Here is a 13,733-nt window from a genome sequence, read left to right on the forward strand (position 1 = left end):
CTGGGTCTGACATGACATCAGAAGATGAGCCGGAAAATGGCGGGCGCGAAGTGTAACAGATAGGCATCAGGATTTCCGCCTCAAATGGCCTGTATTTTTACGCCACCAGAGCGAGTCGCCTGACCAGGGCGGTCGGGGACAAGGGACGAGCGGCAGGCCCGTCCCTTGAGCAACTCAGCGCGCTCTCTTGGCCGAGCGCTTGAACAGCCGCATGCCGATGGCGGCCACGGCGATGACGAAGAGGGCGAAGGAGGTCACCAGCAGACACTTGGTCAACAGTTCATGGTGGTCAGCCAGCAGCGGCGTCGCCATCATGAACTTGCCGACCATGCTGAGGGCCAGGGCCCAGAGGAAGGCGCTGGCAAAGCTGGTCATGGCCACCCGCAGCAGGTTCAGGCGGGAGATCCCCATCAGCATGGGCGTCAGCACCCTGACGAAGGGGATGAAACGGGAGACGAACATGGCCCAGAAGCCATAGCGATCGAGCAGCCGGGAGGCGCGGGGCAGGCTGCCCTCCGGGATAACCCGCTCCACCTGGCCCATGAAGCGGGTGCCATGAAGTGCATGGCCCTGCCAATACGCCATCACGCTGCCGACCCCCGCGGCCAGGGGCAGATAGAGGAACACCACCTCGGGCCCGAGCACCCCCATGCCCACCAGACCACCGGCCAATAGCACCAGGCTGTCCCCCGGCAGGGGCAGAAACACGAAGCTCGATTCGAGAAAGAGGATCACCACCAGACAGGTGACGAGCAGACCGACTGCCTGCAGTTGTATTAATTGCTCAAAGTCCTGATGCCATATGGCAAGCAGCATGTCCTGCATCTGGTATGACTCCCATCAACGTAATGCGCATCCGTCATGACGGCCCGTAGGCCCGGTCTGGCTACCCCTCCCTGGTACCGCCCCCATATGTTCCTGCGGGAGGCCCGTTATACACCCGGGGAACTGAACAATAAATTAATGTCTGCCATTTATGTGGATACACCGTCATCCGGCACCGGCAACCCGGTGCGCTGACGGCAAGGTGCTCTCGCCACAGGCGTCCCGTCCTGCGCCACAAAACGGCAAAGAATATAGTCAGTTGGCGCCGAGGTGGGCTGCCATGACGATGGAAAAACCGTTACAGTGTAAGGACTCCTCAATGGACGAGGAGGTACACGGAGCTAGGTATGGTGCATCCCCCCTCTTCTCATTTTCATGCAGGCATACTGCTGCTGGCCGGGCTTTCACTCTGCAACCAGGCCGCTCACGCCAATGATGAGACCCTCATTCAACAGCGGGCCAACGCGGTGGTCTCATTGATGAGCTTCACCGTGGTACCGGACATCACCGCCAGCAACCTGGACATCGGCAGCGGCACCAACGAGCAGTCGGCGCTGACCATCACCCAGCTCGGTGGCGGCGCCACCATGAGCGAGGGCTTTCCCATCTATCTCGAGGGCACCCTGGGGTACAGCCGCTACGATCCCCAGTTCGTGTTCACCGACGGCAACGAGACCCGCACCATCCCCGTCAAGTGGAACAGTCTGAGCGCCACCGGCGGCATAGGGTGGGATTTCAGCCTGCACCGCGATCGCTTTGGCGGCAATCTGGTGCTGCGCCCCATCGCCAACTTCACCCTGGGCACCGTGGCGAGCGATCTGCGCATCGGCGCCGCCCTGATCGAATACAGGACGGGCAGAAACCTCGACTTCCTCGATGGCGGCAACCTCAACGTCTATGGACTGGGGGGATCCCTCATGCTCGACTACGAGCTCTTCTCCAAGTCCCAGGACATCGACGCCGAGCTGCGCTACTCCTATCAGCATCTGCAAAGTTTCACCGGCACCGCCGACAGCGTCACCGGCCAGGCCGAGGCGGAGAACCTCGGGCTCTACCTGCGTCGCCGGGCACCGCTCTTCACCTGGACCCTGCTGGATCGCCCGCTGCGCTATGTGCTGGAGGGCGCCAGAACCGAGTACCTGGGAGAGCAACGAGGCCTGCTCGGCTTCAACAGCCTCAACTCCCTGGGCCTTGGCCTCGAGCTCGACAGCAGCAAATACGACATCTTCATCACCCGCACCCGGCTGGTGGCCCGCTATATGTTCAGCCACAACACCAGCGGCTACTCCATCGGGCTGGCGATGAGTTTCTAACGCGGCATGGCGACATGACCCGTCCCCATATCCAAATCTCTGACTGAACGCACATTTGACTCAATTGCCGCTATCAGGCCCCACCTGTATCTCCTAGCATGGTGATGCGGGACGGCGATGGAGACGTGAAGCAGATCCATACCGAGGATTGAGGTCAGGCTTGCTGCCTACTGTGACCAAAGAACACATGAGATTGCCAAGGATAGGGAGCTTGTTATGGCCAAATTTCTGAATACCAGCGCAACCAACTATTTCCTCGAGGAGCTGATAAAGGATGCCAAGGAGCGGTTAATTCTGATCAGCCCCTTCCTCAAGCTCAATGACAGGATCAAGGAGCTGCTGACCGACAAGAACCGGCTCAAGATCGATGTCCGTATCGTCTACGGCAAAAGCGAACTCCAGCCGGAAGAGATCAGTTGGCTCAAGGAGCTCACCTATATCCGCACCAGCTTTTGCAAGAACCTCCATGCCAAGTGCTACCTCAATGAAGAGATGTGCATCATTGCCAGCCTGAACCTCTACGAATTCAGCCAGGTAAATAACAACGAGATGGGCGTCTTGATTCTGCGCTCGGACGATGGAGAGCTCTACCGCGATGCCTATGCCGAAGCACAGCGGATCATCCGGATCAGTGAAGAGGTTCGCATATCGCTGGAAAGAGTCGCCAACAACAGTGACGAAAGCGAAGCTGCGGTGGTCAATGCCGGGCCAGCACCAACCTGCCCCAAATGCGGTACCACAATGGTATTGCGAACCAGCAAGCGGGGAGATACCAAAGGCAACTCATTTTGGGGCTGTCCGGGATACCCCAAGTGTCGAAGCCTGATTTCTATCGAGGGTTAACCCTCAATGAAGGAAGAGTGAAATGGACGTCACTGCCATTATTTACCCTTTGCTCGGCCAGCTCTGGTATCTGCTGCCACTGCTGTTGATCGCGACGCTCGTCAAAAGCCCCTGGTTCAAGGGCATGATCGGGGAGTGGCTTATCAACGTCAGCATCCGGCTCTTTCTCGACCAGCGGGAATATCACCTGCTCAAAGATGTGACCCTGCCCATCCCCCAGGGCAGCACCCAGGGCAGCACTCAGATCGACCATGTGCTCGTCTCCCGCTTCGGGATATTCGTGATTGAGACCAAGAACATGAAGGGCTGGATATTCGGCAATCCGGCCCAAAAGAACTGGACCCAGCAGATCTATCGCCGCAAGCACAGCTTCCAGAATCCCCTGCACCAGAACCATCTGCACATGATGACCCTCAAATCCCTGCTGGGGGTGGCGGATCATCAGCTCCACTCCGTCATCTACTTCATTGGCGACTGCACCTTCAAGACCCCCATGCCGGACAACGTGATGAACCGCGGGCTGATCCGCCATATCAAAGGAAAAACCACCCAAGTATTGGCCCCTGCCGAGGTCACGCAAGTGGTCGAGACCATCCAGCAAGGGCGGCTGGTGGCAAACTGGCAGACCCGCAGGCAGCATGTGGCCCAGCTAAAGGCGCGTCATGGCGAATCATCACGCAAGCCGTTTTCCACCAAGGCAGTGCCTGACGAAAAGGGCGCTGCGCCCTCCCCTGTCACCATCCAACCGCTCGGTGATCCGAGTCCGCCTTGCCCCAGATGTGGCAATGCCATGGTCTTGCGTACCGCCAGCCGGGGAGAAAACAGAGGCAATCAGTTTTGGGGATGCAGCGGATACCCAACATGCCGGGGGATGCAATCCCTTGAGAAGACGCGCCATGGCGCGGCGACACAGGACAGCAGAGCCTGACCCCTGAACATGCAGTTGGAACTGAAACAAGGGCGGCCACTTGGCCGCCCTTGTTGTCTCTGACTGTCAGCGAATGGTCGCCATCTTTCTGACACAGGCCTGCTCCCTGTCATCCACCCGCTTGGCGAACCACGCGGTGGTGAGGTTGCGGGTGATCTTGGGGCTCTTCAGCTGGATGCCGGGCAGCACGGCGCGGGGCTGCCGTTTGCCCGCCTGCCGGTCAGCCAGGGTGAAGACCCGATGATAGAGGTCGGTCTTGGCAAAATCGGCACTGTCCCCCTTGAGCAGGCTCTGGTGGATGGCCTGCTTGCTCATGTTGACGCGGCTGGCGATGCTGTGCACCGCGAGCTCGGTCTTGCCGGGCAGATCTGAGTCGTAGCGGACCAGATCCCCGTCCAGGGCCAGGGGCTTGCCGCTGACCCGGCTCACCGCGGCCTGGAAGGCGGCGTTGCGGCTCGCATACCAGCCCGCATTGAAGTCGACGAAACGGTAGAGGGTGTCCGGGTAGTCAGCGGGATAACCGAAGATATGTTTGGTGCCAAACCAGATGCCGCCCCGGCGGGTGAACACCTCGTGGCGGATGGACTCCTTGACCGGATAGGGATAGCCGCGGGCGTTGGCCTCGGCGAAGGCGATGCTGACCTGCATGGGGCCGCCGGTGCGCACCGGATTGAGGTTGCCAAACAGCTGCTTGCCCATGGGCACGGCGCCTATCATATCCTCGAAGATCTCGCTCATCTCCCGCTCGGTGCGAAGGGCATCGATGCGCGCGGCATAGCTCTTGCCAGTGGGAGACTTGATGGAGAGCGCCGTGCGCACCACGAATTCGGGGATCAGCAGCTTGGCGGCCCTGGCGTTGATCTCCTTCCAGGCTATCTTGCCAAGACCGGGCACCACGGGATCCGCCTGATAGGTGGCCTCCTGCTCCGCCACCGCCAGCACTGAGCAGACATTGTGGTCGCTCACCGTCAGCCCCTGGGTGCTGAGCGCCGTCACCACGTCGTTGGCCCAACCCGGCTTGTCCTGCACCTGGCGCGGCAGGAAGCGCACGATGCGGGTCTTCATGTCCGCGGGCTTGCGCGGCTGCATGGCTTTGGGCTGGTTGGCGATGACGGCCGCCTCCTCGACAGGAGCGGTCGGTTCACTGGCACAACCCGCCAGCAACACGGCCATCAGCAGCGGCAGGGGGATCAGGGCGCGCGCAGAAGAGACAACACGAGAAGGAGAGGCAAAACAGGGAGAGAATGTCATGAAGGCTTCCGATAGAGAGCGGGGGCCGGGCCCTCATTCATCACGGATGAAAGGCCCCGAACGCAAACAGGTGCCCATTGTAGAGGATTGGCTCGCCCGGCTAAAGCCTCCAACTCGAGCTTGGGCCAGCACCGGGGAATAGGGCGTAGCGGCATGACGACAGGTGGCGTGAGCCTGTGCACAGGTCCCATCTGCCAAACCTCGAACAATGGCTTTTATTGATAGTCATTTCTATTTAGAATGCCGCCGACCGACACGCCCGCGGCATGGAGCCCATGGACAAGCTGACCCCCCTCTTCGACCCCCTGCAGCGACTGCTGATCACCCCGCTCTGGCAGAGTCTGTCGGGGCTGTTCGATCTCAACGGGCGCCTGGGCTTTGTTTTCCTGCTGATCTCGGGCACCGTCGCCTACCTGCTCTATCTGCACCGCCGTCGCCAGGGAGATCCCGAAACCCGCAGCTTTCGCCACTTCCTGGGGGGCCGGGCCGTCTGGTTGCACCCCTCGGCCCTGCTCGATTACCAGTACTACCTGGTGCGCGCCCTGCTGCACGTGGCGGTGATCCTGCCTGTCCTGACCCTGCTTCACCCCTGGCTGCTGCAAACCGGGGACGTGCAATCGGCACTGACCCGGCTCTGGGGTGAGCGCCCGAGGCTCGCCGAGGCGAGCTGGCTGATGATGCTCTATGGCCTGGGGGTCTTCCTCATCAGTGACTTCGTCCATTACTGGCTGCACCGCGCCTTTCACAGCCGCTGGCTGTGGGAGTTTCACAAGGTACACCACAGCGCGACCGTGATGGTGCCGCCAACGGCGAGCCGCATCCACCTGGTGGAGAAGCTGTGCGAGATGCTGGTCAAGGGGAGCTGCCTCGCCCTCTACGGCGGCATCTTCCATTGGCTCTGTGGCGGCACAGTGCGCCCCTACACCCTGTTTGGCATCAGCTACCTGGTGCTCATCTTCAACGCCCTGGCCGCCAACCTGCGCCACACCCACATCTGGCTCTCCTTCGGCCCCAGGCTCGAGCACCTGCTCAACAGCCCGGCGCAGCACCAGATCCATCACAGCCGGGATCCCCGCCACTTCAACCACAACTTCGGCACCAATCTCTCCCTCTGGGACTGGTGGTTCGGCACCCTCTATGTGACCAGCAGCCAGCCCGAGCCGCTCTCCTTCGGGGTGGGCCCGAGAGACAACGAACGCTACAGCCGGTTAAGTGCCCTGATCCTGCGCCCCTTCCTGGTGACGGTGCGCAAGATCTGGCGTGCCCTGCCCCGCCCCCGCAAGCCGCAAGCCGCTGGTGGATTGAGCAAGGCCCCATAAAGCACAACGCCACCCTGAGGTGGCGTTGTTGTTGGCGGACATGGCTCAGGCGCTTTGGCGCAGGGCGCGGATCTGGGCGGCGCCGTTGATCACCGCCTGCAGGGAGGCGTTGACCACGTCACGGCCGATGGCCACCCCGCACATGCGGGTACCGTCGACACTCAGCAACACATAGGCGGCGGCGCGGGATTCGGTGCCGGCGCTGAGGGCATGTTCGGAGTAGTCGAGCACATCTATGTGCATGCCGGTCTGGCGCTCCCAACCGTTGACCAGCGCAGTGATGGCCCCCTCCCCCTCACCGCAGAGCTGCAAGCTGCCATCCGGGGTCTGCAGCTCGAGGCGCAGGGTCTCCTGGCTGTCGTGACCGAGCTGGAAGCGGCCGATACGATAACCGTGCAGCGGCTCGAGGTAATGCTGTTCGAACAGGGCGCGGATCTGCTCCGGGCTGATTTCGCTGCTGCTCGCCTCAGCCTGGGCCTGGACCCGACGGCTGAAGTCGATCTGCAGCCAGCGCGGCAGTTGCAGGCCGAGGTCGCGCTCCAGCAGATAGGTGACCCCTCCCTTGCCGGACTGGCTGTTGATGCGGATCACCGCCTCGTAGCTGCGACCGAGATCGGCAGGATCGATCGGCAGATAGGCCACGTCCCAGTATGCATCGGGCTTCTCGGCCGCCAGAGATTTGCGAATCGCATCCTGATGGCTGCCGGAGAACGCCGTGTAGACCAGCTCGCCAGCATAGGGGTGGCGCGGGTGCAGGGCTATCTGGGTGCAGGCCCCCACGGTCGCAACTATGGCATCCATGTCAGAGAGATCCAGCTCGGGATCGATGCCCTGGCTGTAGAGGTTCATGGCCATGGTGACGATATCCATGTTGCCGGTACGCTCGCCGTTGCCAAGCAGGGTGCCCTCGATGCGATCCGCCCCCGCCAGCACCGCCAGCTCGGCCGCCGCCACCCCGCAGCCCCGATCGTTGTGGGTATGGATGGAGATGCTCACCTCGGGGCGCGCCCTGAGGTGGCGGCAGAACCACTCCACCTGATCCGCAAACACGTTGGGGGTGCTCACCTCCACGGTGGCGGGCAGGTTCAGGATCATGGGGCGGGAGGCCGATCGCCACTGGTCGATGACGGCGTCGCACACCTCCACCACGAACTCCACCTCTGTGCTGCTGAAGCTCTCGGGGGAGTACTGGAAGCTCCACTCGGTGCCTGGGTTGCGGGCCGCGTATTCCCGTACCCAGCGCGCCCCCTGCACGGCGATGGCCTTGACCCCTTCCCGCCCGGTGTTGAACACATAGTTGCGCTGGGTCGGGTTGACCGAGTTGTACACATGAACGATGGCCCGCTTCGCCCCCTTGAGGGACTCGAAGGTACGGGCGATGAGATCTTCCCGGGCCTGCACCAGCACCTGGATGGTGACATCCTCCGGAATGAGATTGCGCTCGATGAGTTCGCGCACGAAGTCAAAGTCCGGCTGGGAGGCGGCCGGGAAGCCCACCTCGATATGCTTGAAGCCGACATGAATCATCAGCGCCCACATCTGCAGCTTCTGGGCCACCGTCATGGGCTCGACCAGCGCCTGGTTGCCGTCCCGCAGATCCACGGCGCACCAGAGCGGCGCGCGCTCAAGCACCCGATTGGGCCACTGTCTGTCAGCCAACGCAATGACGGGGGCCGGGCGGTATTTGCGATGATCGAAGCTCATATTCAGATTCCCTTGGCAGATATGCTGAGGCGCCAGGCGACCGGGCAGGTAACAGAGGGAGCAAGAAGGGGGAGCGGGCTGGCGCGATAACGCTGGCCCTGACTGGCAGTGCGGCGGTAACCCCACAACCGGTTTCCATTGGCCCCTTCTGGTGGAAGGGGCCGACCAGGCTGGCGCGATAACGCCGGCCCTGATCCTCTCGCAACCCTCTGACACTGAATGCTTGCCGGTGCGGACGACCTTGTTTGCTCACGCATGTGATGAGAAACCAGTATAGGGAGGCGCTCGGGGTGAGTGATTGCGAAGATTGTTGTCAATGGCACAAAATAGGCAATTTATGATTGAATTAAGCCAATTTAAGGGGGTTTATCACCCTTGCTTCTCGCTGTTTACGCCACCCCGTGCATGAGGAGCCGATGCGCCCGGGATCCGCCGCCCCCGCCAAAAGAAACACCCCGCCATCGCTGGCGGGGTGTTGTCAGGCTTGCATCCAGGGCCGTAAGCCACCCTGGCCGCGCGCACCTTAGCGGTGCTTGACCCTGTGGTGCAGCTCCTGCACCGAGTTCACGTTGGCGGTGGCATCGACGCTGATAGCCATGCAGGTGGCGAAGGCCGCGTGCAGCGTGGTGGTGTAGGCCACCTTGTGCTGCAGGGCGCCGCGGCGCAGCTGCTTGGAATCCTGAATCGCCTGACGGCCCTCGGCGGTGTTGACGATGTAGGTGTACTCGCCATTCTTGATGCGATCCAGAATGTGCGGACGGCCTTCATGCACCTTGTTCACCAGACGCGGGTTGATGCTCGCTTCCCCCAGGGTCACGGCAGTGCCGTGGGTGGCGTCGAGCTCATAGCCCAGCTCCAGCAATTTGGCGGCCAGGTTCACCACCCGCTCCTTGTCGCCGTGACGCACGGAGAGCAGGGCGCGACCTTCGCTCGGCACCTGGTGACCGGCACCCAGCTGGGCCTTGGCGTAAGCCTCGGCAAAGCTGCTGCCCACCCCCATCACCTCGCCGGTGGAGCGCATTTCCGGCCCCAGCAGCGGGTCGACACCCGGGAACTTGGCAAACGGCAGCACCACTTCTTTGACCGAGTAGTAGGGCGGGATGATCTCGGTGGTGAAACCTTGCTCCTGCAGGCTCTGACCGGCCATAACCCGGGCGGCGATCTTCGCCAGCGGCGCACCGGTGGCCTTGGAGACGAAGGGCACGGTACGGGCGGCACGGGGGTTCACCTCGATGAGGTAGATCTCGTTGTCCTTCACCGCGAACTGCACGTTCATCAGGCCGACCACGCCGAGCTCCAGCGCCAGCTTGCGCACCTGCTCACGCATCTCGTCCTGGATGGCCTTGGACAGGGTGTAGGGCGGCAGGGAGCAGGCGGAGTCACCGGAGTGGATACCGGCCTGCTCGATGTGCTCCATGATGCCGCCGATGACCACGTCAACGCCGTCACAGATGGCGTCCACGTCCACCTCGGTGGCGTCGTCCAGGAAGCGGTCCAGCAGCACCGGCGACTCGTTGGAGACACTCACGGCCTCCGCGAAGTAGCGACGCAGATCCTGCTCGTCATAGACGATTTCCATGGCGCGGCCACCCAGCACGTAGGAGGGGCGAACCACCAGCGGGTAAGTGATGCGGGCGGCGACCTGCACAGCCTGCTCCAGCGCAGTGACGGTGCCATTTTCCGGCTGCTTGAGGCCAAGGCGCTCGACGGCGGACTGGAAGCGCTCGCGGTCTTCGGCACGGTCGATGGCATCCGGGCTGGTGCCGATGACAGGCACGCCGTTCGCTTCCAGGGCACGGGCAAGCTTGAGCGGAGTCTGACCGCCGTACTGGACGATGACGCCTTTCGGGTTTTCGACGCGCACGATTTCCAGCACGTCTTCCAGGGTCACCGGCTCGAAGTAGAGACGGTCGGAGGTGTCGTAATCGGTGGAGACGGTCTCCGGGTTGCAGTTGACCATGATGGTCTCGTAACCGTCTTCGCGCAGGGCCAGGGCCGCGTGCACACAGCAGTAGTCGAACTCGATGCCCTGACCGATGCGGTTCGGGCCGCCGCCGATGATCATGATCTTGTCGCGATTGGTCGGCGCCGCTTCGCACTCCTCGTCATAGCTGGAGTACATGTAGGCGGTGTTGGTGGCGAACTCGGCGGCGCAGGTATCGACCCGCTTGTAGACCGGGAAGATGTTGTGGCGGGCACGGGCCTTGCGTACCTCGCCCTCGGCCACGCCGAGGATCTTGGCCAGACGGGCGTCGGCGAAGCCCTTGCGCTTCAGGGTGCGCAGGAAGTCGGCGTCCAGGCCGGCCATGCCGCGCTCTTTCACCTGCTCTTCCAGCTTCACCAGCTCTTCAATCTGCACCAGGAACCAGGGGTCAATCTTGGTCAGCTTGAAGATGCCGTCCATGGAGAGACCGGCGCGGAACGCATCGGCGATGTACCAGATCCGGTCGCAACCGGCATCCTGCAGCTCGTGGCGGATGCGGGTCAGAGAGTCGGGGGTATTGAGATCCACCATGGGGTCGAAGCCGGTCTTGCCGGTCTCTAGGCTGCGCAGGGCCTTGTGCAGGGACTCCTGGAAGTTGCGGCCAATGGCCATCACTTCACCCACGGACTTCATCTGGGTGGTGAGACGGTCGTTGGCACCGGCAAACTTCTCGAAGTTGAAGCGCGGGATCTTGGTGACCACGTAGTCAATCGCCGGCTCGAAGGAGGCCGGGGTGCGACCGCCGGTGATGTCGTTCATCAGCTCGTCCAGGGTGTAACCGATGGCGAGCTTGGCGGCGATCTTGGCGATGGGGAAACCGGTCGCCTTGGAGGCGAGCGCGGAGGAGCGGGACACCCGCGGGTTCATCTCGATGATGACCATGCGGCCATCTTTGGGATTGATGCCGAACTGGACGTTGGAGCCGCCGGTCTCGACGCCGATCTCGCGCAGCACCGCCATGGAGGCGTTGCGCATTAGCTGGTACTCCTTGTCGGTCAGCGTCTGGGCTGGCGCGACCGTGATGGAGTCACCGGTGTGGATGCCCATGGGGTCGAAGTTTTCGATGGCGCAGACGATGATGCAGTTGTCGTTGCGATCCCGCACCACTTCCATCTCGTACTCTTTCCAGCCGATCAGGGACTCATCGATGAGCAGCTCCTTGGTCGGGGAGAGATCCAGGCCGCGCTCGCAGATCTCGACGAACTCTTCGGTGTTGTAGGCGATGCCGCCACCGGAGCCACCCATGGTGAAGGAGGGACGGATGATGCAGGGGAAGCCGACCATCTGCTGCACCTTCCACGCCTCTTCCATGTTGTGGGCGATGCCGGCGCGCGGGCACTCCAGGCCGATGCTCTTCATGGCGATGTCGAAGCGACGACGATCTTCCGCCTTGTCGATGGCATCGGCGGTGGCACCTATCATCTCCACACCGAACTCGGCCAGCACGCCGTGCTTCTCCAGATCCAGCGCGCAGTTGAGCGCGGTCTGGCCACCCATGGTGGGCAGCACCGCATCCGGACGCTCTTTCTTGATGATCTCGCGCACCACTTCCCAGGTGATGGGCTCGATGTAGGTGGCGTCCGCCATCTCGGGGTCGGTCATGATGGTGGCCGGGTTGGAGTTCACCAGGATGACGCGGTATCCCTCCTCGCGCAGAGCCTTGCAGGCCTGGGCGCCGGAGTAGTCGAATTCGCAGGCCTGACCGATGACGATGGGGCCGGCGCCGAGGATCAGGATGCTCTGTAGGTCGTTACGTTTTGGCATGGCTCTCTTTATCCTCTTAGGCGCGATACTGCTTAATCAATTCAATAAAGTGGTCGAACAGACCGGCACAGTCGTGGGGGCCCGGGCTCGCTTCGGGGTGACCCTGGAAGCTGAAGGCTGGACGATCGGTGCGATGTATGCCCTGCAGGGAGCCGTCGAACAGGGAGACGTGAGTGGCACGCAGGCACTCCGGCAGGCTGTTCTCGTCCACCGCAAACCCGTGGTTCTGGGCGGTGATCATGACGGTGTTGTCGTCCAGGCTCTTCACCGGGTGGTTGGCACCGTGGTGACCGAACTTCATCTTGACTGTCTTGGCGCCGGAGGCCAGACCCAGCAGCTGGTGACCCAGGCAGATGCCGAACACCGGGGTGTTGGTCCCAAGGAAGGTCTTGATGGCCTCGATGGCGTAGTCGCACGGCTCGGGGTCACCGGGGCCGTTGGAGAGGAAGATGCCATCCGGGTTCATCGCCAGCACCTCGGCGGCCGGGGTCTTGGCCGGCACTACTGTCAGGCGGCAGCCGCGGTCCACCAGCATGCGCAGGATGTTGCGCTTGACGCCAAAGTCGTAGGCCACCACGTGGTACTTGAGCTCATCGGCCGCCGGGGTGACGTGCCCCTTGCCGAGCTGCCAGCTGCCTTCAGTCCAGCTGTAGGATTCGCTGACGGTCACTTCCTTGGCCAGGTCCATCCCCTTCAGACCGGGGAAGGCGCGGGCCTGGCTCAGGGCATGGGCTTCATCGAGCTGCTTGCCGGCCAGGATGCAACCGGCCTGGGCACCCTTCTCCCGCAGGATGCGGGTCAGTTTGCGGGTGTCGATGTCGGCGATGCCAACGATGTTGTGAGACTTGAGGTAATCGGAGAGGGATTGCTGATTGCGGAAATTGGAGGCAAGTATCGGAAGGTCCCGGATGATCAATCCCTGCGCGTGGATTTGACTGGACTCTTCATCTTCGCTGTTGGTGCCGGTGTTGCCTATATGGGGGTAAGTGAGGGTGACTATCTGACGGGAATAAGAGGGATCGGTGAGGATTTCCTGATAGCCCGTCATCGACGTATTGAAAACCACTTCACCAACGGGACATCCCTCGGCGCCTATCGACACGCCTTTGAACACAGTTCCATCTTCCAGCACTAGCAATGCAGTGTGATTCAAGACAACCTCCAGTTATTTAGCTTTAAATTCAGCAATTTACCTGGGTGTTGCGGGTCCGGACGCTGTTTGAAACAGGGCTCAAACCCGGCAGATTTCTGGCAAATTGGGCGCATTCTACTTAAAAACGATCTCATTTCAACGTCTTTTCTCGTTTGAAATGCATCTAAATTCAATAAACAAGCAACATTACCCATTATCTATGCACTGAGGTGCTTTGCAACCCCCTCCCCAAAAAGAAAAGCCAAAACCCGAAACAAAAGCACACACCCATGCCACCCAGCAGACAAAAAACGATATTTTATCGTTAATAAACAGACAAGTACGAATTTAAAAAACAAACAACTCAAGCCAAAAAGTGCCATTTGGCGATAGAAAACTGACTACTAAAAATAGAAAACGTTTTTCTTTGATTGCATTTTTAGTCTGTTTGACCGGATGTGAAAAAAGCGGGCTGCAGGGAAAATTGAGACCCAATCCCGTTACCCTCTGATGACATTTTTGTCGCAGGAGTGTGGCGCAGAAATAGGAAGGGGGAGATTTAGGCTGGTTCACCACAAAAGCGGTGCTTAATGCTCATTTTTACAAAAACCATAAACAAGACCCCGGCGAGCCGGGGTCTGACAACCAGAGTGAGGAGAGGAGAGCCCTG

General features: G+C 61.2%; 9 protein-coding genes. 4 read left to right on the forward strand and 5 right to left on the reverse strand.

Translation table 11 applies throughout. From position 1 onward, the window contains the following. Positions 1-174: 174 nt before the first annotated feature. Complete coding sequence (locus ACB039_RS10215; RefSeq protein ID WP_042648944.1) at positions 175-825, reverse strand: DedA family protein; 651 nt, start codon at positions 823-825, stop codon at positions 175-177. Positions 826-1,172: 347 nt separating this feature from the next. Here ACB039_RS10215 and ACB039_RS10220 point away from each other — a divergent pair, with 347 nt between their 5' ends. The 3 genes from ACB039_RS10220 to ACB039_RS10230 all read left to right on the forward strand — a co-directional run bounded on the left by ACB039_RS10220 (position 1,173) and on the right by ACB039_RS10230 (position 3,909). Further along, positions 1,173-2,138: a hypothetical protein gene (locus ACB039_RS10220; RefSeq protein ID WP_371165584.1), complete on the forward strand. Its 966-nt coding sequence runs from the start codon at positions 1,173-1,175 to the stop codon at positions 2,136-2,138. Between the two features lie 216 nt (positions 2,139-2,354). Next, on the forward strand, positions 2,355-2,981 hold the full coding sequence (locus tag ACB039_RS10225; protein WP_043130210.1) for a topoisomerase DNA-binding C4 zinc finger domain-containing protein: 627 nt from the start codon (positions 2,355-2,357) through the stop codon (positions 2,979-2,981). A gap of 22 nt (positions 2,982-3,003) precedes the next feature. Continuing rightward, complete coding sequence (locus ACB039_RS10230) at positions 3,004-3,909, forward strand: NERD domain-containing protein (RefSeq protein WP_317842380.1); 906 nt, start codon at positions 3,004-3,006, stop codon at positions 3,907-3,909. A gap of 66 nt (positions 3,910-3,975) precedes the next feature. On the opposite strand, the gene ACB039_RS10235 is transcribed toward ACB039_RS10230, so the two are convergent. Next, positions 3,976-5,082, reverse strand: coding sequence for a DUF1615 domain-containing protein (locus ACB039_RS10235; protein WP_371165659.1), 1,107 nt, complete (start codon positions 5,080-5,082; stop codon positions 3,976-3,978). Between the two features lie 353 nt (positions 5,083-5,435). Here ACB039_RS10235 and ACB039_RS10240 point away from each other — a divergent pair, with 353 nt between their 5' ends. Continuing rightward, positions 5,436-6,479, forward strand: a complete 1,044-nt coding sequence (locus ACB039_RS10240; protein WP_043130206.1) for a sterol desaturase family protein — start codon at positions 5,436-5,438, stop codon at positions 6,477-6,479. A 45-nt stretch (positions 6,480-6,524) separates the two neighbouring features. On the opposite strand, the gene leuA is transcribed toward ACB039_RS10240, so the two are convergent. From leuA to carA, 3 genes are all read right to left on the reverse strand, one after another. After that, positions 6,525-8,183 carry a 2-isopropylmalate synthase gene (gene leuA, locus ACB039_RS10245; protein WP_371165585.1) on the reverse strand — a complete coding sequence of 553 codons (1,659 nt, stop codon included), beginning with the start codon at positions 8,181-8,183 and terminating at the stop codon, positions 6,525-6,527. Positions 8,184-8,706: 523 nt separating this feature from the next. Next, positions 8,707-11,931 (reverse strand): carbamoyl-phosphate synthase large subunit, encoded by a 3,225-nt coding sequence (carB, locus tag ACB039_RS10250; protein ID WP_005328082.1) that lies wholly within the window; start codon positions 11,929-11,931, stop codon positions 8,707-8,709. A 16-nt stretch (positions 11,932-11,947) separates the two neighbouring features. After that, the gene (gene carA / locus ACB039_RS10255; protein ID WP_371165586.1) at positions 11,948-13,084 is read right to left on the reverse strand and encodes a glutamine-hydrolyzing carbamoyl-phosphate synthase small subunit; all 1,137 of its coding nucleotides are present in this window, start codon (positions 13,082-13,084) and stop codon (positions 11,948-11,950) included. Positions 13,085-13,733 lie beyond the last annotated feature (649 nt).

Source organism: Aeromonas sp. S2(2024) (assembly GCF_041402505.1).
Classification (GTDB): domain Bacteria; phylum Pseudomonadota; class Gammaproteobacteria; order Enterobacterales; family Aeromonadaceae; genus Aeromonas; species Aeromonas media.